Genomic DNA, 20,870 nt, shown 5'->3' with positions numbered 1-20,870 from the left:
CGCCATCCCGAAACCAGCGCGAGGACATTCTGATGCAAGAGCGATCCGGCCTCAGTACTAATCCCGAGGTTCATTCCTTCTTCGATCCGGTGACAAACACGATCAGCTACGTTGTGCGTGATCCAGGATCACAGTCCTGTGCCGTTTTCGATTCTGTCCTGGACATCGACTATGCGGCGGGCCGGACATCTTATCAAAGCGCTGACAAGATCATCGATTTCATTCAGGAGCATGACCTCCTCCTTGAGTGGATCATCGAAACCCATGTGCATGCAGATCATCTATCCGCGGCTCCGTACATCCAGGGAAAACTGGGCGGCCGGATAGGGATCGGTGAAAACATCTCTGTAGTTCAGCACACTTTTGGCAAACTGTTCAATGAAGGCACTGAGTTTCAGCGCGACGGCAGCCAGTTCGACCGGCTCTTCGCCGACGGTGACAGCTACTCCATCGGCAGGCTGAAAGTCACAGCAATCAGCACACCGGGCCACACGCCCGCGTGCATGACGCACATCACCGGAAATGCGGCTTTTGTGGGTGACACGCTGTTCATGCCGGACGGCGGTTCTGCCCGGGCCGATTTTCCCGGTGGCGATGCGGGCATTCTCTATGACTCCATTCAAAAACTCCTGGCCCTCCCCGATGAGACCCGCTTGTTTATGTGCCATGACTACGGGCCCAATGGCAGGGATATCCAATGGGAAACCACTGTCGCAGAACAAAAGGCCCACAACATCCACGTCGGAGAAGGCAAGTCCCGCGAGGTTTTTGTCGAACTGAGAACCCGGCGTGACGCGCAACTGGCCATGCCATCGCTGATAATCCCATCCATTCAGGTCAACATGAAAGCCGGTGTCGTTCCCTCCAATGAAACCGGCGATCAGGTTTTGAAGGTGCCTTTGAACAAGCTGTAGGCCCCAATACCCGAACTTCAATGCCCTGGACCGCGCTTCATCTGTCCGCGGTTAATTGTCCCGGAAACACAATCACGGAGGCACAAAGTGAAAGTAACCGCCTGCTGTGATGGTGGCGAAGCTTCAAGACAGGCGCCCGGCGCGCCTGACACCAATCGTCAAGCGTGAACTGGAAAGTTACCTTGCCCGGCTGACTCCCGGGCAAATCAGGAAGCTTAACTGACCAGAAATGTCACGCAGGCTGCTCCGCCTGGTTTGGGGATCAACAAGGCGGAGCCACCTGGGACGGCAGACGAACAGAGCGAGCGGTGCTCATCTCCTCACGCGACCGCTCTACAAAAAGATGGCCGGACTCTGAACACGTCTGAGAACCATCTATCCGCAACTGCCGTCCCATTTCTTTCCCTAGGCGCCGGGCTCATTGCCTATCTGAAGCTACTCGTTGGAAATCTCTGAACATGAGCAGTTTAGCGCTATGCACTTCGCATCTGTAGAGACTATCGGTTTCCCTCCCAAACGACCGCAATGGGGAAGATCGCAGCGCTGCCGAAAGTTTCGCGCTGCAGTAGCGAGGGTTTTCAGCGTCAGCAGTAGCCGCAGGAGCAAAAGCCGGCTTCCTCCCGCAGTGCGGTTCTTCAGTCTCCAGAAATGAAGCAGAATGCACGAACGGCGGCAATGCAACAGTAGCGCTGCCTCGTTCGGCCAGACTTAAGGCGACAACCAGGCGTGCCTTGTAGGATTTTCCAAATTTCGCGGCCTGCGAATTGAGCCCTTCGACCCAAACGAACGAACCCGAGACTTCTTCAACGTTCTTTTTCCGCACCAGGCCAAAGTTTCAACGGTCAATGACAGACAGGTCGACGTTCCAGGTCTTCAGCACGCTGGAGCAGCCGGGATGCAATCCGGAGGTCGATGCGCATCCCATATTGGCATGTGCGGTCAACAGCTTCGGTAACAACTTGGACCGCAATAGACGAAAGATGCCGTTTAGCGCCTTCCCGCCGCACAAAATCACTTAATTCCGCACGTGTGAGCTCGCGCAACCGGACAGGCGGGCATCTGCTGAGAAGCGGTTCAGGCAACAGGCGGTAATTGTTGGACGTCAGCACCCAGCCCACCCAGCTCATGTCGAACTTCACCTGATAGTAAGGGCAATTCCAGCGTTTCGCGGTCATGGGTTCGAGCAACGGCAAGAGCGCCTCAGCCAGACCAAAAGTATGGCCCTTATTGGACGTAGCCTTCCCGGCCTTTTCCACTTCATCCACGACAAGGATCGGGTTTGCTACGCCCGCCTGCAGAATGGTTTCCAGCACGCGCCCCGGATACGCACTGCCCCAGCCCCGCTGCGACCCGACTACGCCGAACGACGCGTTCTCGCTGGTAGCTTCAACAACGGCTGTTGGGACTGTGAGCAACTGTCCAAGGCGCCGCGCCCAGTGGCTCTTACCGATTCCGGGCGGCCCATCCAGAAGCATGGGCGGCAGACGCAGGCCCGGCCACCCTTCGCGTACGGACCGGCGCATCGCATGCCACACGGCTTCCGTCGCCGGAGCCATCCAGGGCATTTCCCCATGCAGTTCAGCCGCCAGTTCATCAGCCAGGTGTTCGGTAGCGATCGCAACCAGCCTGACGCCATCCCGAAATACAGAGAGCCGCTCCCGGTGCTCCCGGCTGAGATGCCCCATGCCGGAAGCTGCCTTCCGGCGCTCAAGAAGAAGATCAACACGGCGTTTGATCCGCGCTCTGTCCTGTTCGCTGGGGCTGGTGGAGTGGCGGCGCCTTGCGGCTCTTTCACCGCTGTCTTCGCCCTCCGCACCAGCGCTGGTATCTGGCAGCTTCCGGCTTCGCAGGTCGCGCAGGTGCTGCACGAACCGTTTTTCCAGCGAGTAGGTGGTGTCCTCCGGGCTGAAAAAACGGGCTTCGATAAAGGGGATGCGGGACATCAGGGGAAAACCTTTGGCAAAATTGGCCTGTTCGCTGGGAAGGCTCCAGCCGCTGAACAAAGGATTGGCTGTTGGGTTTACAGGAACACGGGCTTGCGGCTGTTTGATGCTGTCACCTGGGTCCAATCGACCTCTTCGAAAAGTGCGTTGAACTGGACTTTGCTCAATGTTTCGGGCCCGGCTTGCGGTTTCGGCCAAGCTAAGCGCTTGCCATTCAGCGATTTCATGATCTGCACAAGACATTAGCCATCCCAGACCTGAAACTTCAGCCAGTCGGCGCACCGGGATCGGAATTGATAACACCGGTCAGACCGTCTCCACGAATGATCTACGCCACGTCCGTGCTCAAGCACTCAAACAGTGGGTGCCATCCACCGCCAGAGGTGAAGTCGCAGGCCACGTTCGTCTTCTTGATGCTCCAGGGCGGCCGCCGAAAATCCTTAGAGTGGGCTTCCATGATACGCAGCGCATCCTCGGCAATGCAGTTGTCCTTCTCAGACACGTCCCTCTCCCTTCTTGAGACTGTTGCGGGTGGAACAACGTAACATCGCTGTGTGCCCAATCCACTTTGATTCGGTAGTGCTCCGGTTTGTGGCGGATTTGGCGGGGCGAGTCTATGCATTTGTTTTTTATCAGTTTTTCGCAAATTCCGGCGCTGCTCCTGGCTGATCCGGACAGTCCTTCTGGCAGCCAGGATCGTCTCCACTTTCATTGGCGTCACGGCGCGTGCAGAGATTTGAGAAGTATCGGCGCAAAAGGAAGCGAGGTTCGAAATTTCGCATTCCTACTTGCTCGCCAGCTACCGGTGGTGCTCCCTGGCGGCGAGCAAGTTTCAGTTTTCGCACGCCGCAAACCTGGTGGTGAGCTGCCAAGGAAAGGACGGGGGGTGGCTTTTCGCAGACATTCTTCCGCTGGATGCTGTCAGCAGTTTCGCTTTCACTCATGGAAACCATGTGCTGGATCGAATAGCAGATTCCAGACCTGCTGCTGAGAACGACTTGTGCCTGAGTCCTTGAATAATCGGTACGCAACATCGGCATGGGTGACTGCGAAACGGAGATATGCCTTTGTTATTTATGCATAAAGGCAATAACTTGGATCGGCAAAAACAAAAGAAGTGACCCGCATCATGCCTCTGAGACACTTTGCCCAACAACCTCGCCTGGATCGTAATTGCCACTTCGAGGGGGTTCCGCGCTCAACATATGCGGTAATGAAACGCGCCCAAGAAGGTTCGAGGAGGTTTGTGATCGATCGAATTTGTCGCTGCAGCGGGCACAAACTTCGAGAAGCACAAACCTGCTTGGACAGCCGTATGGTAAATAGTCGACTGGCGGCGCTGCGAGGTCCCCTCGAAAACCGGTCTGGCCGCTTCGGAACTTCCTGTAGTGCCGCAATAAGCAGCAGGCCTGCCAATGCGACTATGTAATCAGCGGTCGCTGTTCCCTCGCTTGGATGGAATTCGGTTGGCACGGCCACTGAGTTTCCTTAGCCATCTGCGGCATGCGCAAAGACTTGACACCAGAGGAAACGAAACGCCTTCATTGGATGCAGCTGTACTTGCGTCTGCCCGAGCTCGGGGTACGGGTAACTTGGCCCACAGAGACGGCTTGTCGGGACCGGCTGATTGCGGCACGTTGGCCCAACGGCGTTCAGTGTCCGAAGTGCGGCAGCAAGCAAACCGGCCACTTGGAGAAGCGGAAGATTTTCTGCTGCAAGAGTTGCCTTTACCAATTTTCCCCTCAGGTCGGCAGCGTTTTGCATCGAAGCCATGTGACCCTCCAGAACTGGTTTCGCGCCGCCGAGATTCTGATTTGGCACAATGCGAATAGTCTCAAGTTGGGTTACCCGACCGGCCACAGCTTGAAGGATGAGCTCGGGATTAGCTACGCCGCCACTTTCAAGATGAAGAAAAATCTCCTGGTCGATTTGGGGCTACCCCAAGGCGGATTGATTGGAAGTTGTATCCTCTCGGAAGCTCCCCATTCAACCCCAGCCATCATCCGCAAAGACCGCACCGCAGAATACCTTTGGGTCTACAACCAAGTCCTATCCCGAAGCGAAGAGTGCGCTGCTGCACACGCGCCCACCGTGCCGCCTTATTGAGTTAACGAGATAGCGGATCCACAGCCGCGTCAGCCGGCCTGGTTCCCAGCTCCAATGCGCGTTGCTATTCTACGTTTGCAACCACAAGACAGCAGGCTTGCGCGAGAGGAACCTACCCTTGAAATAATTTGCGAAAAAATGACAGGCGCTTGATTTCCAAGTTAAGCCCTTGAAAATAAACATGTTTATTGACATTTCGGCGCTCATGTGGGATTTCGCCGACCCTGTTAACATGTGTCGTAGCTGCGTCTGACCTGAAAGGAGTACCTCACCAACCGATGCGCATAAGTAGAAAGCAGAACACGAGCCTGCAGGGCGCATAGTGGAAGCTGGGCGTGCCCTTCCTAATTTGGGCCGTTGTCACCAAGCTGCAGTGTCCAAAGTGTTCAGCAAAGGACATCCAACGCAGTCCCCGTGAATGCTCACCCATCCAGGGCATTCATCTCAATCGCAAACAATCCGGCTCTTCCCGAAAAGGGGCCAAGTACAGAACGTCGATTCCTCGGTTTTCGGCGAATGGAGAAATTATGCCTTCCGATCAGGTCATCGACCACGACAGCTGGAACCACTCACCGGCAAAACTGCCCCGGCAGTCCAAGATCACTCTGGGCAACATCCATGGCGTTTTGCCCTTCGACGGCAAGCGCACGCCGAGCTTCCGAAGCTCCGTCGCCCATCGGGTCTGGGTTACCTACCGAACCGCCGCGAATGGCTACAAGCCCAAAGTGGGAATCGGGGAGAGCGCCGCAGAGGTTGCATCTGCGCATGAATTGCTCATAGCCCCAGATCTCCATGATCTGCGCTTTCAGCCCCTCACCGTCCCGTACACAAACGCGTTTGGCAAGAAAAGGCGGTATACCCACGACCTCCTTGCAACTTTTGTCGATGGACGCCGGCGGCTTATCTTTGTGCGGAACAGCGATAGCCTGTCGAAGCCGCAAACATGGCGCGACATCGAGGCGATCAGGGCGGCAACACCTCGAGATGCAGCAGATGACATGATCGTTGTGAACGCGGGTGACTATTCGCGCCAGCGGCGGGAGAATCTGTTCCGGCTGCATGAAGCAATCCAGCAGCCGGATGATGAGACCGATGACATAGTCCTGTGGATAGCTCGCAACCACACAAGGCTATGGCTTATGCGTGATCTGTTTCCCCAAATCAATCTTCCGCAATCCTGTGTCTTCCGCTCCTGCTACCGCCTGATTGCCCGCAGAAAGCTTGTCGCTAATCTCGACAATGTAATCGCTGAGTGGTCCCGTATTGTAGTGGCCCAGTGACTGTCGCACCGAGATATAACTTCCCCACGGGAACGGAAATCTCTCTGCACGGGCGTGAATTGGTGGTGTCGAAGGTCAGTGACACGGGCTACGAGCTTGCCGAGCCGATCACTGGCGGTGTCAACATCATGGGGTTTGCGGAGTTGGCAGAACTCGCCAGATCCGGGGCAATGACTTTTGAGAACCCCGGCATCACTCCCCAAGGAAGTGCCTCGTTGCGGCTGAAAGGGCTATCGGTCGCGGCTCAGCTGTCGGAAGACCAGCAAAAATACGGCCGGTTCCACTACGCCATTTGTATCGCGGTCCGGCAGCTCCAGACCCAACGCATTGCGATTGAAGGCCGCAAGACATTCAGGCTCTCAATCCGAGAACTCGACAAGGTTGAAAACCGGAAGTTTATTCGTCCGATCGTTGAGGCAATTTTTGGAGAACGCGTTCACCTCGGTACACGCAAGATCAAGGGCGGCTGCCAGAAGGCCTGGTTCCTCTATAAGGGGCGTACACTCAAAAAGTACCACGACATCTTTGAGGCATTGCCGGACGACGACGATCCGATTGCTGCACTAGCAACTCTAGACCATCTCAAGGGTAATGAAACATCCCGGCTGCCTTGGCGCCTGAAGGAGCTGATGACGCAGGCTTGGGAAGAGATGGGTCTCGATCTTAAAGGGAGGGCGCCTGCGAATGTTCTCGCCCACCTGGAAGCGCTCGTGACTCGGGAAAACGAGACCCGGGCGCTGAACCAGTTGAATGCCCTTTCCGTTCCCTCGCAGATGGCACTGGTCAGGCATCGCAAAGAACTCCTGACCCCGACCGAGTATCTCGTCGCCACGAAAGGGGAGCGCTTCGTCCGCAACAAGCGCGGACGTGGCAGTACCGACCTCCGCGCCCTGATGATCGCAGAGTTCTGCGAAATGGACGAATGCAAGCCTTCTCTTGTAACCTCGGCAAAAACCAAGGGATACTGGCACTGCCTTTCTGAAAACTTGCAATCAGCGATGGAGTGGGCGGACAAGGAAATTCGCCGCCGCTTCTGCATCCTCGTCTTGTTGGATGTTGCGACCCGGATGCCGCTTGCGTGGGTCATCAGCGACCAGCCTAAGGCCGAGGCGACGCTTCAGCTTTTACGGATGGCGACGCGCGACAAGACCCGGGAAAAGCGCATCTACGGGTGCGAGGGCGATCCCATGCCAGCCCTGTCGTTGGGCATGGTACGCAATGACAACGGCTCTGGTCTGAGGAATTCGGTAGTAAAGACAGCTCTTCTGGGCGTCGGCGCAGCAATAACTGATGTTCGCACTCATGCGGCAGCGGACAAACCCTACGTCGAGCGCATGTTCGGCACCACGGAGTCGATGCTGTTCAAACTCTTGCATGGATACACAGGTCGCAAGCCAGGCGAACTGCCCGGGTACGATGCGAACGCTGCCGGCGTGCTGGACGTCGATCTCCTGTACGAAATCCTCACCAAGTTCTTCATCGACGAGTATCCTTCTCTTCGGCACATGGGGGTAGGCATGGGCGGCAGGCGGCCCGCCGAAGTCTATAAGGAGATCAACGCAACTCGCGGGATTTTTAAAATTGCTGATGAGGATCGGCGCCGCGTCCACCTCGGCTGGAAATTTGATCTGAAACCCAACGACGAGGGTGTACGGGTTCTCTCAGGTCTTTTCTACTCCTCCGATACCTTCCAGCAAGAAGTCGATAATTGGCCAGGCAAGGTGTCGGTTTTTATCGACCCCGACAACCTCAACTTTGCCACCGCGGTAATTCCCGGGCGATCGACCCTGTTTCGCCTTGCCCTCCAGACCACGGTTTTCGCCGACCTCACAGTCTCAGAGTTCTTGGAACTGATGGAAAGCTATCGGCGTGAAGATCCTGAAACGACTGCCCTCTACGAAGATCGGATCGCGAAAGTTCGGATCGAAAGGTTTGAGCTACTGAAGAAAATTGGTGTGGAGCGGCGATTGCCGCGCAGCTACGTCACGATCGAGGAGGCAAAAGCCAAGGCGCGCGTTCTCTTCTCGGCCTCACGCATTGTGTCAACCCCAGTGCCATCGAACACCGTTGCTCCTGGCAGCTTGGCGAATTGCGACTCAGGTCCAGGTGTTCTGCCCATTGGCAATGCCCAGGTGATCGATCAGGAACCGACGCCGCCCGCGTCATTGCCGCCGGCCGACATCACGTCCCAACAGACTCCGGTCGAGCGGTCTTCTCAACGTACGAAGAAGCCCCGCCGCCTAGGGCGCCCAAATCATGGCGGTGAGTTCTCATAACTTCCCGCCACCGTAAAAACACAAGGAATCCGAGGCAATAGCTGCTCTACAACCAGAGGAAATTTCCATGGGCTTTATTGACGACAAGCGCGTGAGCGCGGCGCGCGACCTGCAGGATGCGCACTACAGCTTCCCGCGGGCCAGCGTTCTCCGCGAAGCGTTCACTGAGTGTGTGACCGATTATTTCATCAAGGCCAGCAACGGAGGCCATTTTGAAGCCCGTGGCCTCGTCGTTACGGGCGAGTCCAGGGTGGGGAAGACTTCGGAAACGATCAAGCTCATCAAAGAATTCAACGACAGTCAAACCCTCATGCCCAACGGAAGGCCAGGAGAAATACTCTATTGCAAACTCGATGGTTCGGTCAGCTGGAAGGACCTTGGGCAAAAGACGCTCGAAAAGCTCGGGTACAGCGCCTCTCCCAGGCGGACGCAAAGCGAAATCTGGCGTCTCGTGCGCCATCACAGTCGCGAACTCGGCGTGATAGGCTTTTACTACGACGAGTGCCAACACGTCTTCACGCCTGGTTCCAAGTCGAACCGCATTTTCTTGGATAGCTTCAAGTCCCTGATGAAAGAACCCGAATGGCCTCTGATACTGGTCTTGTCGGGTGTCCCAGCCCTTGGGACATATGTGCATTCCGAAGAGCAGCTATCCCACTTGCTGACACCGGTTCATTTCGATGAGATCAGCCTTGGCAAGAGCGCCGACCCGGCCAAGGACCCTGACATGATCGAGCTGAACAAACTTGTATATGCTTATGCCGAACTTGCTGAGGTCGATGTCGAGGCGGTTGTGGATGTCGACTTCCTGGAGCGGCTGGACTTTGCATGTTGCTCACGCTGGGGACTGGTCATTGAGCTCATGATTAGGGCATTCGCGTTGTGTCGGATGCGCGGAAAGGATGTTGTCACACTCAAGATGTTCACGAAAGCGTACGATAGGGGTTCCCGTCTCCCCAAAGGCCTATCACCCTTCACCGCACCGGACTACCGGGACATCTTCGAGAGGGCGAAGCTCCTAGAGATAATCAACAAGACATAGCAGACGCGGCAAAATCAAAGGCTGCATCGAGGGCTCGCATTCGCGGGCCCTTTTTCTTGGCTAAGGGTGTGCATGCTTATGTGTTTGCTGTGCATACTTATGCCTCAACGAGCAGAAGAAAAAGCTATAACCAATTGACTAATAACATATTTTTGCAGCGTCACGCCGATGCGAATCGATTGGGTGTGCAAACTTATGAGTCATTGGCATCCATCAGGATCTGCCCGATAGCGGCGGCGTTTCCGGCGCGCAGACCGGGAGCTTGCCAGAAGTTTGCCAGAAGGTTGCCGGGGCGCTCTGGCGACAGACGCCGTTGCGGCAGCCTTTGCGCTTAACTTGACAAAAGAACTCGGGTTAAATAACTGACCCCGGGCGCAGCGGATGATGCGCCATCCAGCAAGACTCTGCACCTCAGCGGTGCAGGGCTCCAGCCATTCTCGATCACGACACCGATCAACACGGCGGCACCCTGTGCCGATGGCTGGAGAGACATGTGACACAGGGCAATCCCCCACCCTCAAATGACAGCGCCCGCCGCCGCCCGCAGCGGATGCTGAACCGGCGAGCCTTGCGCCAGGTCGCCGCCCTTATGCGCTGCGCAAAGGATATGGCAGCGATCTCTCCGCCGTCCGGTCATAGCGGCATGGCGCGCTGGAGCCTGACCGGATTGCCGCCCAGCCCACATGTGATCCCTGAATGGGAGAGGCCAATCATGACCGCTAACCCGTTGTTCCCCCTGCAAACCATAGCCAGCCCCCCGGCCCCGTTCCTTGCCACGGTGCGCGCCGCCCCCGGACAAAGCTATATCGCCGCCAATTGGAGCCCATCATGACCACCCGCAGACCAGCGGCCCTTGCCGCGCTGTTGCTGATCCCCGCCTTCGTCGCCGCGCAGGAGGCGCCGGTGTCGCCAACCCCTCCCGCCCCGCCGGTGCCGCAGGTCGCAGCCGATGCCCCGGCATCGGTGATGCCGCAGATCCCAGCGACCACAGGCTCCGCCGCGCAAGCCCCAGCAGCAGCACCGGCACCGCAACCGGATGCGCCGCAGACCGCGGATGCCGCCGCCCCGGCGCAACAGCAGCGCCTTGCGCAGACCGCCAGCGATGCCACCGCGCAGGCCATGGCGCTCCTGCGTGATGGCGGCCCCTCGATCTGGGTGATTGCCGCTCTTTCGGTGATCACGCTGACGCTGATCCTGTGGAAGATCTGGCGGCTCGCGCTGATCGGCGCCTGGTCCCGGGGCAAGGCCGGCCGCGCTGTCGCCGCCTTTGAACGCGGCGAACCGGACATCGCCCGCGATATCGTCCGGGGCCGTCGCGGGATCCGCTCCAAAGTGGTCGCAACCGCGCTGGCCTCCGTCCATACCCTGCCTGAAGACCGCGCCCGCGAAGAAACCGCCCGCGTCGCCAAGCTGCATCTGGCCTCCGCCGGCTCTGGCCTTGGCGCGCTGGAGTTGATCGCCACCATCGCCCCGCTGCTTGGCCTTCTGGGTACGGTTCTGGGCATGATCGCGGCCTTTCAGGCCTTGCAGGCCGCCGGGTCCAAGGCCGATCCCGCCTTGCTGGCCGGCGGCATCTGGGAGGCGCTCCTGACCACTGCGGCCGGCATGGGTGTGGCCATCCCCGCCTCCGCCGCCCTCACCTGGTTCGAATCCGTGATCAGCCGCATTCGCCGCGACCTTGAGGACAGCGCCACCCGCATCTTTGTCGCCCACCAGCCGCCATCACTGAAACTGGCCGCCGAGTAAGCCGATGCACCTCACCCAAGCTCAGCGCCCCCGACGCAAACCCAGCCTGACGCCGATGATCGACGTGGTGTTCCTGCTCTTGGTGTTTTTCATGCTGGCCTCCCGCTTTGGCACCGATGTGGTGCTCGACCTGCCGCTTGCGGGTCAGGGCGGCAGCTACAACGGCCCGCCCCGGCTGATCGGCATCGGTGCCGGTAATCTCGATCTCAACGGCCAGCCGGTGGCCGAGAGCAACCTGCCAGCGGCGCTCGCCCTGCTGATGGACAGCCCCGGTGACATGCTGGTGCTGCGCGGGCGCGATCAGGCCGATGTGCAGCGGATCACCGATGTGACCACCCTGCTGCGGCAGGCCGGGTTCAGCAATTTTGTGCTGGTGGACTGAGGAGACCCCGTGGACCTGACCGATCCCCCCCGCCGGATGCGCACGGAATCCATCGTGCCGATGATCAACGTCGTATTTCTGCTGCTGATCTTCTTCCTCATGACCTCGCGGCTCGCCCAGCCTGACCCGTTCGAGGTGACCCCGCCCGCCGCCGCGCTGGAGGGTGAGCCAACATCCGATGCCGTGCTTTTTATCGACGCTACCGGGCGGCTGAACTTCGACGGCCACGAAGGCACCGCCGCGCTCAGCCGACTTGCCGACGCCAGCGGCAAAACCATTCAGCTGCGCGCCGATGCCCGGCTGCCCGCAACCGAACTGGCGCGGATCCTGCGTCAGCTGGCCGCCGCCGGGCTCAGCCGCGCCGAACTGGTGGTGCGCCCACAATGAAACGCGCCGCCGAACTCACTGTCTTTGCCGGGATCGCCACGGTGATTCACGTTGCCCTGTTTGCCAGCGCCCCCAGATCCGGCGCCCAGTCCAGCGGCGCCGGCGGCGATGCTCTCGTCTCGGTTCAGGCCGCCAGCGCCACCGTGGTCGAGATGGTCGAAACCTGGGAGCGCCCGCCGCAGACCCAGCCCCGGATCGACACCGATCTGACCCCGCCACAGACCGCCCCTTCGGCCCCCGTGATACCGCAGTTCGACCTGGCGCAGGCGCCCAGCGCCGCACGCCAGCTCGCGATCAGCCCTCCGCCCCCCGCTGACAGGCTCGACGTCGACAGCCCACCACCGCCGCCGCCAGCGCCACCGCAGACCGTACCGCGACCACAGCCCGATCCCGATCTGCGCCCCCGCGCAAAACCGCGCGCCAAGCCGGAGCCACAACCGCAAAACGCCCGCAAAGCCGAGCAGAGATCATCGGGGCGCGATGCCCAGCGCGCTGCCGGATCGGGCGGCGGCGCCGAGGCGGGTCAGGCGGGCAGCTCCGCAGCCGCCACCGCAGAGGCCGGTCGACAGGCCAAGCTTCAGGCGATCTGGGGGGCCAAGATCCGCGCCCGTATCGAACGGCGCAAACGCTACCCGTCAGGCGCGCGCGGCAACGGGCGGGTGGTGGTGCGTCTCACCGTTGCCCGCAGCGGTCAGCTGATCAGCCACCGGATCGCCAGATCCTCCGGCAATGCCGCGCTGGATCAGGCCGCGCTTCAGGCCGTCGCCCGCGCCGCAAATTTCCCCGCCGCCCCCCGGCAGCTGACGCTTAGCCAGATGACATTCAGCCTGCCGATGGATTTTTCGAAGTAACGGCGCGACCGGCCAAGCGCGCCATTGTGCAGGCGTGAAACCCTGTCCGCGCCCCGTCGCAGGATCACCGCGCCACCGATGCGCCCGCAGGCCGGCGCCAGTGTCGGTGTCGGCGCCTGTTCGCCTAATCTGTTCGCCTAATCTGGTTGCCCAGTCTGGTCGCCCAGTCTGTTAACCTCACAGAAATATCCGTTGCGGTCTTACCAGATATCCGCGCCCGCACGCTCTGCAACGCCCAGAAAAAGTATCAGCCTGCCTGTCCGAATGTTTCGCGCGCGAAACAATTAGACAGGGCCGCTGACCTTTTCCACAGCGCGAGCTGACAACCGGGCTGCCCCAGACACGGACCATGCCGCGCCACCTCGCACCCAAGGTTTACGCCGCAGGCCGCTGTGCCTCAGCCACCGCAAGCTCCGCCATCTCAAGGATCGCCGCGCGGGTGTCGGCCACCGCGATGAACCGGGCGTTGTGGCAGAATTTGGCCCCCTTGACCCCGCAGGCCGCCTCAAGCGCGGCATCGGTCAGCCCGGCCCAGGCCGCAGGCAGATCGGCGCGGCTTTCAAAGCTGTCGCCGCTCTTGCGGATGGTGGTCAGCGTCCAGTCGCTGCTGCGCGGATGGACCACGAACAAGAGATGGTCAGCCCCGGCCGCCTCGACCGCCGCGCGAAAGGGCATTCCCATCGGCAGCTCCAGCACCCGCGCCGCACCTGCGGCCTCGATCGCGCTCAGCACCATGACTTCGGCGCGCCGTTTCGCCGCCCTCCCCCGGACCGCCGCCTCGACAAAGGCGCGCGCCACCGGCAGTGCTGCCAGAAACGCCTGATCATCCGCGCCCTCGCGGCTGTCGTCAAACGCCGGCTTCAGCGTCTCCAGCAGCACCGGCAGCGTCATTCCCGCCAGCGGCCCCGCAACCGAAGGTTCAATCGCGCCATTGTCCAGCAGATCCACCGGCAGCACGAACCCCTGGTCAAAACTGTGGTGGATCGCCTCGATATCCGCCTCCGGCACCGCCAGACTGCGCAGGTAATCGCGGCCATAATGCCGCCAGATCAGCCCAAAGGAGCTATAGGGCTGGCCATCGTTGCGCAGTGGATTGGGGCGCTGGTGATGATCGAAAACCTGCGCCTCGGCATCATAGGCCCGGCCCACGTCATAGATGATCCGCCCCGCCTGCGGCGTGATCCAGGCCTCCTCCCGCGAGCGCAGCAGCGTGGCATCGGGAAACAGCCGCGTCAGAATGACCGAGGACAGCAGTTCATCGGCATGAAACCCGCCGGAATGGGTCACAAGATGGGTGATGGTCATCAAAGGCGCTCCGCAAGGGCTAACAGGCGTCGGGCACCCGCAAGGCCACCCATCGGTATCAAAGGCGGCGTCGCCATGCGCGCATCATCACGCCCCCGGCGCCGCGCCAGGCTCTCCCCCCGGATAGCGCATCGTGCTGGCAAATTACAGGGGCGAAAAACACCCGCAGATCATTGGCTTGATACACCCAGTGGCAGGTCGGCTAGGCGGCGGGTTTGCGGACCTGAATGCGGGTCCATTTCTCGCCGCTCCACAGATCATGCAGCGCGCCGATCTGGCCCAGCAGCGCGCGCTGGGGGGCGGCCTCGGCATCGCGCAGATCAAGGATGATCGCCCCATCGGGTTTGACGCTGTTCTTCCAGAAGGTCTCATAGGTGCTGACCGGATAGTGAAAACCGCAGCTGAGCAGCGACAGCGCCAGATCGACATCTCCGATCCGGTTCGGATCCTCGCGGCCCGGATTCACCGTCGTCACATCCGCCACGCCATTGGCGGTCAGAAACGCCCGCGCGGTGCTGAGACTGCTATAGGCGGCCCCTTCGGCGTCGAAGCCGAAATGGGTCGCCTCATTGTCTTCCAGGTCGATCAGGGTGATCGCGCAGGCAAACTCCCGCGCCAGAAACAGATCAATGAAGCCATAGCCACATCCGATATCCGCGACATGTTTCGGCGCAAGTGTCTCCAGCGTGGGCTTCAGCGCCAGATACTCAAGATAGAGCACGGAAATCGCGCGTTTCAGCAGCAGATCGCCGCGGCGCGCCACTTCGTCCTGCAACTCCTCCGGCTTGCCCTTGGACCAGCGCCGGATCGGTCGGCCGGGACGGTCCAGATCAAAGAGCACCTCGGACCGCTGAAGCACGGTGTTCAGAATATCAGCCTCGCTGAACATGGACAGATCCAGCGTTTCGACCACGCTGGACTGGGCAACCTCTGTGACACGATCTGCGTTGAACATCCTCGCGCTCCTTGCGTCTTCTGTGGCTCTGCGCTGCTGCCGGGCAGCACATCGGTCTGATACCATGAGACCGCAGACAGCGGTAGGAAAACATCCTTCGCAGGCTTGGACTTATCGCAGGTTCGGCATGCGGTCAGTACATCACCGTGTTGAGCGTGACCTCGGGCCGCTGGCCTGCGGCGAGCTTGGCGCTGCCACGGGCGATCAGCCAGCCATCTTCCCGTTCCAGCCGCGCGACAAGCCGCCCGGCGGTATGGTTCTGCGGCAGCTCTGTCTGCGGCAGGCTGAATGCGATCTGCCGGCTGGCGCCATCGCTGATGAGATCGACCCGCGCCGCAGTGTCATCGGGCGCATCTGCCTGCGACGGATCCGACAGAAAGACGGTGATCCGCCCCTTCGGGATCTTGCCCTCGCCGACAAAGGTGACAATCCCCTGCACCGCTCCCGGCTGTGCCCGGCCGCGATCAGCGGTGACCCCCAGCGCGGTTGCAGCCAGCCCGAGGATCAGCTGACGCCGGTGCAGCGGCTGGATATGGGACCGAGGTTGGGACTGTCTGATAGACTGCGGGGCAAGATAGCGGGGCATGGTGTTTCCTCTCCCGAAACATAGCCGGCACAGGGGGCGCAATCGGCCCCCTGTGCCTGTTCGTATCAGATCAGATGATCACAAAATCATCTGCTGTCAGCTGTAGCCCGGACTGCAACTGGGCGAACTGGATCGCATCGTCACCACCCCGACCGTCCGCGTCATAGGTCAGCGCACCGCTGGAGGTGTTGTAGACAATCCGGTCCGCCGCATCGAGCGCAGTACCCGAAGCGCTGCTGTGGAAGGCGCCAAAGTCCAGCACACCCTCTGCGCCCACTTCGGTGAAGATCGCGCTGTCCAGCAGGATGGTGTCACTGGCCACATCGAAGTCGCGGATCTCGTCGATATTGTCCGCCCCCAGCTCGGTCGAGAAGCGGAAGTAATCGTCTCCCTGACCACCAAAGAGCGTATCCGCCATCAGACCGCCATCCAGCATGTCGTTGCCACGTCCGCCCCTGAGCACATCCTCGCCCGCCTCGCCCGGCTGCGCCGGTGCCGGTGGGAATTCGACCGAGACATTCAACTCATAGGTGGAACCTTCAGGCACGCTCTCGGACCAGCCATCGGCGGTATCCGGCGACCAGCTGCCCTCAAGGATGTAGTAGGTGCCGGTTTCCTCGACCACAAAGACAGTGCTGGAGTCGCGGTTGCTGGTGGAGCCGGGATCGCCGCCGCCATCATCGTTCTGGGTGACGATATTGCCCTCGCTGTCCAGCAGCCGAACCCAGCTGTCGTGAACATTGGGATCGGCAATCCCGTCGATGTCGATGGTCAGCACGGTGCCCGCCGCCAGATCAATGCGGTAGTAACCACCCGCCCCGTTGCCGGTGGCATTCACTGTGGTGTGCAGCACGCTGGTCGAGTCAAAGATATCCGGGTCCTCGGTCAGCGAGAAGTTATCCGAGATATCAAAGGCGGTTTCGATCGAGTTATTGGTCGCATCCGGACCCAGCGTGGCGTAGCCGGTGCCAAGACCGGGCTGCGGTATCGCATCCGCGGCATCGGCAAAATCCCCCAGCAGGGTGTCATCCCCGTTGCCGCCTTTCAGGGTGTCATTGCCCCCCTGCCCGGTCAGCACATTGTCGGAGCCGTCGCCCTTGATCCGGTCATTGAAACCGGAGCCGGAGATATTCTCGATGGAAACATAGGTGTCGCCCGCGGTCTTGCCATTGGCCATGTTCAGCTTCACGCCACGGGTCGCATTGGCGTAGTCGGCCGTATCGCTGCCCGCGCCGCCATCAAGCAGGTCCGCCCCGCCACCGCCGGTCAGAACATCGTCGCCGGCACCGCCGCTCAGGGTGTTTTCGCCATCCGAGCCGATCAGGTGATCGTCATGGAGCGAGCCAACCGCGTTTTCCACATCCACGATGATGTCATGACGGATCGTGGTGCCGCGTCCGACGATCTGCACCGGTCCGTCAGCGTCGCCGCCACGGGCTGTGCCGTTTTCCAGATCTACAGTCACCCCGACCGAGCTGGTGGTATAAACCACGGTATCCACGCCTGCGCCGCCGTCGAGATAGTCCTGACCGCTGCCGCCGATCAGAACGTCATCGCCGTCCTCACCATAGAGCATGTCACCGTCGTTGCCGCCATCCAGCGTGTCGTCACCGCCGCCGCCATTGAAGACGTCGCCGCCGCCCTGACCCCAGAAATGGTTGTTGTCGGAGGTGCCGATAAACCGGTCGATCCGGTCATCCGAGCCGATCAGGTTTTCAATGCTGTAGAAGGTATCGCCCGAAGCGGTGCCCCCGCTGGCCACATTGGTTTCCAGGTTGACCAGCAGCTGGAACGGGCTTTCCTGGCTGAAATCAACGGTGTCGATCCCTGCCCCGCCGCGGAACACATCGGCCCCCGCCTGACCGCGCAGCAGGTCGTTGCCATCGCCGCCGTCCAGCAGGTCGTCGCCCGCTCCGCCGTTGATGGTATCATTGCCATCGCCGCCATAAAGCGCGTCATTGCCATCGTCGGTTTCGGTCTGATCCTCAAGGTCAGCAATATCAATGGTGTTGTTGATGTCGCGGCTGGCCAGCGTATCGCGCCCGCCAATGATCAGATCATCGCCACCAAGGCCAAAGATGGTGTTGCCACCGGCACCGCCATCCAGCGTCTCATTGCTGTCATCCCCGATGATCAGACTGTCCAGCGCGTCGGTTGGCCCTTCGTTCGGCGCATCCGGCGCGTCGCTGCCCGGTGTTCCCGGCGTGCCGCCCGCGTAGATGATGGTCTCCACATTGGCGATGTCGCCCAGATCCAGCCCATCGGCCACCACGATCACGGTGTCATTGCCGCCGTTTTCTTCCTCGCGAACGATATCATCAATGGAATCAACGAAATAGACGTCATCTCCGCCATTGCCGGCCATGCGGTCATTGCCCGCGCGCCCGTCCAGAACATTGTCGCCGTCATTGCCGATCAGGATATCGTCGTAGCTGCTGCCGATCCCTGTCTCGATGTAGTATTCCGTCTGATCCGCGTTGTGCCCGGCAAAGATCGACACATTGTTGTTGTGCCCGTTGACGCTGGAAAACTCACCGGCACGCAGGTCCAGAATGGTGCTGGCGGTGGAGCCGGAGAAGTCGATGGTGTCATCGCCGCCGGTGTCATGGATCACAAAACCGATATCGTGCTGCGGCCCGTCCTCGGTCAGCAGGTAGCCGTATTCGCTGCTGTTGAAGCCATAGGTATTGTCATCGGTATTGAGGTTGATGGTCTGATAGGTCCGCACGCCCTCATCATCGACGGTGGAGAAATAGCGGCGAATGATCGCCTCGATATCACCCATTAGCGGGGTCACCGCTGACCAGCGCGTATCCTCGCCCACGTCGATACCATCGAAATAGGACATGACGCTGTATTGCTGACGGTCATAGGTCCAGGTCGCATTGTTCAGATAGTTGATCTGCACGCCGCCGGGGCCGCTGTAGTTATAAAGACCGGGGTGGTTCAGGCCGAATTCATGGCCGAACTCATGCACAAAGGTATCAAAGACATAGCCGCCAAGGTCGGTGATATTCGGCTCGGTATCGTGAAAACGCTGGCCGACGCTGACATAGCGGTCGCTGGAAAAGGCGCTGCCGTCGCTTTGTTCGCCGATTTCAGGGCTGACAACCTCCATCCAGTGCACATCGGCATCAAAGGGGGCGTCATCGACGATCTCGAATTGCAAAGGCGTGACTGCGGACCACATCTCCAGCGCGCCGATGGCCGCCTCTTTGTAGCTGGGGTGATCATTCAGCCCGGTCAGGTTGATCACCAGCGGTTCAGCGGCGATTTCCGGCGTCAGGCTGCGTCCCAGCGCGCCCAGATAATCGAGAAACCCCTCGTAATCCTCACTTTTGCCAAAGGGGTTCTCCGGCGTTTGATCATTGGTCCACCAGTCTGTGCTGGTCTCGGTTGATGTTGGCATGTTGGCCTCCCTGTCATTCAACCCAATCGTTCAACCCCGAGTAGTCAGATCTGATGGGCAAAATTCACCCGTAGCCCTCCGCAGGCATGTCGGAGCGCCCGGGCCGCCATCGGCTGACCTCGGAGATTATAGATATATTGGTTTCGTGCCCTGATCGTTTCCGAATTGAATGATCGTTCAACTCACTATTTTTGGTGAGTTTTTCGACACTCCTTGGTTTCGGCAAAAGCTGGCCCATTGACGTCGGGGCATGAGCGAAGTTGTGCGGACAGTTGCAAGGGCCGCAGAACCGCGCAGAACGGCGAATTGACAGGTGACCGCCGTTCCGCTGATCGAATCAATCATAGGTAGCAAACCTGACGCCCGCAGCATGGCCCCGCCCCCAGCCCTGCCGCGCCACGACCGGGCCACAACCGGGCCAGAACGCCGGTAACCGGGCCGCAGGCCTCCGCTGCCATTGGGAGGGGGCTGATTTGGGCCGCCGGATAGGCTCTGTTGCACAAATCGTGTGAAGGGGGCGCTTCCCCTTTCCCCGGACGGACTTACCCTACGGGCACTGTGACGGGTATGCCAAGGGCGGTGTAGCTGTTTAGAACCGCGATCCGGATTGGGTGTCCAGCCACCTGTCGGTCGAAGTCTCGTGAGGCGATGCGTACGCCGAAGGATTTCAGACATCGCATCTTTGCCTCGATCCGCTGCGGACATGATAGCCGGTCCATCGCTTCCAGATGGCCCGCCCGAGGTGCCGGGTGGCGCGCAGGATCCCGTTGCGGGCCGTTGCGGCCGGACAGTCTTCCTTCCAAAGGCGCTCGTTCTTGCGGATAGGGATGACGGCGGCGGCGCCTCGATCCAGGATGGCCGTATGGCAGCCGCGCGTGTCGTAGGCGCCATCCCTTGCCCGGCAGTGCATGTCTACATGCACGAGAAGGCGGTCACGGTGCAGATCTGTTCCTCTGGCGGCACTGGCTCAGCAGTTCGGGCAGGGCCGGACTGTCGCCTTTGTCGCTGGAAGGGTTTTGTTGCACAAATCATCTGAGGGACCAACTGCTCATGCCCGTCAGCTACCACTCTGGATTCAAACAGTGAATCCCTCAGATGATTTGTGCAACAAAGCCGTGACAACCTCAAATCAATGCCTATTAAATGAAGGCAAAGTGACCCTGTTTTTTTCTACTTTTCACCCTCGTGCAGAATGAGATAAAGTAAATACACTGGACCACCCAGAAGCATGCTACTCACACCCAACCTCAATCCAACAAGCATGTCCCTATCCGGTAACCAAAATTTCAAAACAACACAAATCAAATAAAGACTCAGAAAAGGTTTGAATTTTTCACTTTTCACAGGGCATCTCTCGCCAATCTAAATTTTAAATACATCAATTTCTGCATGCCAATATTCAGAATTTCCTCAAGAACTAATTATATTAGAAAAACGACCTCAACTTCACCTGAGGAGTTTTTCCCCAACTAACCGCCTAACAGGCCGACCCTCGACGCCAAAAATTTGATATACTCCCCAAAACACCCACATTTGCTCAGCTATTATAAAAGTGGAACCCAGCAAATACGGATATATAGGTATGGCACATATAGCAATTAAAATCCTCGCCGCATGATTATTTACCGACACATATCCCGCAATAATTGACTCCACCACCATCAATATTAATATTACCAGAGATGATA

General features: G+C 59.6%; 15 protein-coding genes and 1 pseudogene. 9 read left to right on the top strand and 7 right to left on the bottom strand.

The window, feature by feature from the left end; translation table 11 throughout:
- Positions 1–32 precede the first annotated feature (32 nt).
- Positions 33–914 carry an MBL fold metallo-hydrolase gene (locus tag VXL81_RS15770; protein WP_416555074.1) on the top strand — a complete coding sequence of 294 codons (882 nt, stop codon included), beginning with the start codon at positions 33–35 and terminating at the stop codon, positions 912–914.
- An 842-nt stretch (positions 915–1,756) separates the two neighbouring features.
- Here the strand turns inward: VXL81_RS15770 and VXL81_RS15765 are convergent.
- The gene (locus VXL81_RS15765) at positions 1,757–2,983 is read right to left on the bottom strand and encodes an AAA family ATPase (protein ID WP_416555072.1); all 1,227 of its coding nucleotides are present in this window, start codon (positions 2,981–2,983) and stop codon (positions 1,757–1,759) included.
- A gap of 1,377 nt (positions 2,984–4,360) precedes the next feature.
- On the opposite strand from VXL81_RS15765, the gene VXL81_RS15760 reads away from it, so the two are divergent.
- The 8 genes from VXL81_RS15760 to VXL81_RS15725 all read left to right on the top strand — a co-directional run bounded on the left by VXL81_RS15760 (position 4,361) and on the right by VXL81_RS15725 (position 12,927).
- Entirely contained in the window at positions 4,361–4,963 is a 603-nt protein-coding gene (locus VXL81_RS15760) for a transposase (protein WP_416555070.1), read from the top strand.
- A gap of 527 nt (positions 4,964–5,490) precedes the next feature.
- Positions 5,491–6,243 (top strand): Tn7 transposase TnsA N-terminal domain-containing protein, encoded by a 753-nt coding sequence (locus tag VXL81_RS15755; protein ID WP_416555068.1) that lies wholly within the window; start codon positions 5,491–5,493, stop codon positions 6,241–6,243.
- Positions 6,240–8,519 (top strand): hypothetical protein, encoded by a 2,280-nt coding sequence (locus VXL81_RS15750; protein ID WP_416555066.1) that lies wholly within the window; start codon positions 6,240–6,242, stop codon positions 8,517–8,519. Before VXL81_RS15755 ends, VXL81_RS15750 begins: the two co-directional genes overlap by 4 nt.
- A 67-nt stretch (positions 8,520–8,586) precedes the next feature.
- On the top strand, positions 8,587–9,561 hold the full coding sequence (locus VXL81_RS15745; RefSeq protein ID WP_416545684.1) for an ATP-binding protein: 975 nt from the start codon (positions 8,587–8,589) through the stop codon (positions 9,559–9,561).
- A gap of 828 nt (positions 9,562–10,389) precedes the next feature.
- Entirely contained in the window at positions 10,390–11,307 is a 918-nt protein-coding gene (locus tag VXL81_RS15740; RefSeq protein WP_340547269.1) for a MotA/TolQ/ExbB proton channel family protein, read from the top strand.
- A 4-nt stretch (positions 11,308–11,311) separates the two neighbouring features.
- Positions 11,312–11,689 (top strand): ExbD/TolR family protein, encoded by a 378-nt coding sequence (locus VXL81_RS15735; RefSeq protein ID WP_416535148.1) that lies wholly within the window; start codon positions 11,312–11,314, stop codon positions 11,687–11,689.
- Positions 11,690–11,698: 9 nt separating this feature from the next.
- Complete coding sequence (locus tag VXL81_RS15730) at positions 11,699–12,076, top strand: ExbD/TolR family protein (protein WP_416555064.1); 378 nt, start codon at positions 11,699–11,701, stop codon at positions 12,074–12,076.
- Positions 12,073–12,927, top strand: coding sequence for a TonB family protein (locus VXL81_RS15725; protein WP_416555062.1), 855 nt, complete (start codon positions 12,073–12,075; stop codon positions 12,925–12,927). Before VXL81_RS15730 ends, VXL81_RS15725 begins: the two co-directional genes overlap by 4 nt.
- Before the next feature lie 375 nt (positions 12,928–13,302).
- Here VXL81_RS15725 and VXL81_RS15720 read toward each other — a convergent pair whose 3' ends face one another.
- The 6 genes and pseudogenes from VXL81_RS15720 to VXL81_RS15695 all read right to left on the bottom strand — a co-directional run.
- Positions 13,303–14,232 (bottom strand): MYG1 family protein, encoded by a 930-nt coding sequence (locus VXL81_RS15720; RefSeq protein ID WP_416555060.1) that lies wholly within the window; start codon positions 14,230–14,232, stop codon positions 13,303–13,305.
- Between the two features lie 202 nt (positions 14,233–14,434).
- Positions 14,435–15,187, bottom strand: coding sequence for a hypothetical protein (locus VXL81_RS15715; protein WP_416535151.1), 753 nt, complete (start codon positions 15,185–15,187; stop codon positions 14,435–14,437).
- Between the two features lie 133 nt (positions 15,188–15,320).
- On the bottom strand, positions 15,321–15,773 hold the full coding sequence (locus tag VXL81_RS15710) for a hypothetical protein (protein ID WP_416555058.1): 453 nt from the start codon (positions 15,771–15,773) through the stop codon (positions 15,321–15,323).
- Positions 15,774–15,843: 70 nt separating this feature from the next.
- On the bottom strand, positions 15,844–19,182 hold the full coding sequence (locus VXL81_RS15705; RefSeq protein ID WP_416555056.1) for a M10 family metallopeptidase C-terminal domain-containing protein: 3,339 nt from the start codon (positions 19,180–19,182) through the stop codon (positions 15,844–15,846).
- Between the two features lie 542 nt (positions 19,183–19,724).
- Positions 19,725–20,192 (bottom strand): annotated as a pseudogene (locus VXL81_RS15700) (transposase); the annotation flags it as partial.
- Positions 20,193–20,628: 436 nt separating this feature from the next.
- Positions 20,629–20,870, bottom strand: a 242-nt coding sequence (locus tag VXL81_RS15695; RefSeq protein WP_416555054.1) for a hypothetical protein, incomplete at its 5' end; no start/stop codon positions are given.

Source organism: Phaeobacter sp. JH204B (assembly GCF_048055755.1).
GTDB lineage: Bacteria > Pseudomonadota > Alphaproteobacteria > Rhodobacterales > Rhodobacteraceae > Phaeobacter > Phaeobacter bryozoorum.
This window is presented reverse-complemented; position numbering and strand designations above follow the sequence as displayed.

Coding starts and splice junctions, on each gene's coding strand:
- VXL81_RS15735 (WP_416535148.1), top strand. CDS start 11,312: ATGCACCTCACCCAAGCTCAGCGCCCCCGACGCAAACCCAGCCTGACG.
- VXL81_RS15770 (WP_416555074.1), top strand. CDS start 33: ATGCAAGAGCGATCCGGCCTCAGTACTAATCCCGAGGTTCATTCCTTC.
- VXL81_RS15705 (WP_416555056.1), bottom strand. CDS start 19,182: ATGCCAACATCAACCGAGACCAGCACAGACTGGTGGACCAATGATCAA.
- VXL81_RS15725 (WP_416555062.1), top strand. CDS start 12,073: ATGAAACGCGCCGCCGAACTCACTGTCTTTGCCGGGATCGCCACGGTG.
- VXL81_RS15715 (WP_416535151.1), bottom strand. CDS start 15,187: ATGTTCAACGCAGATCGTGTCACAGAGGTTGCCCAGTCCAGCGTGGTC.
- VXL81_RS15720 (WP_416555060.1), bottom strand. CDS start 14,232: ATGACCATCACCCATCTTGTGACCCATTCCGGCGGGTTTCATGCCGAT.
- VXL81_RS15755 (WP_416555068.1), top strand. CDS start 5,491: ATGCCTTCCGATCAGGTCATCGACCACGACAGCTGGAACCACTCACCG.
- VXL81_RS15760 (WP_416555070.1), top strand. CDS start 4,361: ATGCGCAAAGACTTGACACCAGAGGAAACGAAACGCCTTCATTGGATG.
- VXL81_RS15710 (WP_416555058.1), bottom strand. CDS start 15,773: ATGCCCCGCTATCTTGCCCCGCAGTCTATCAGACAGTCCCAACCTCGG.
- VXL81_RS15740 (WP_340547269.1), top strand. CDS start 10,390: ATGACCACCCGCAGACCAGCGGCCCTTGCCGCGCTGTTGCTGATCCCC.
- VXL81_RS15745 (WP_416545684.1), top strand. CDS start 8,587: ATGGGCTTTATTGACGACAAGCGCGTGAGCGCGGCGCGCGACCTGCAG.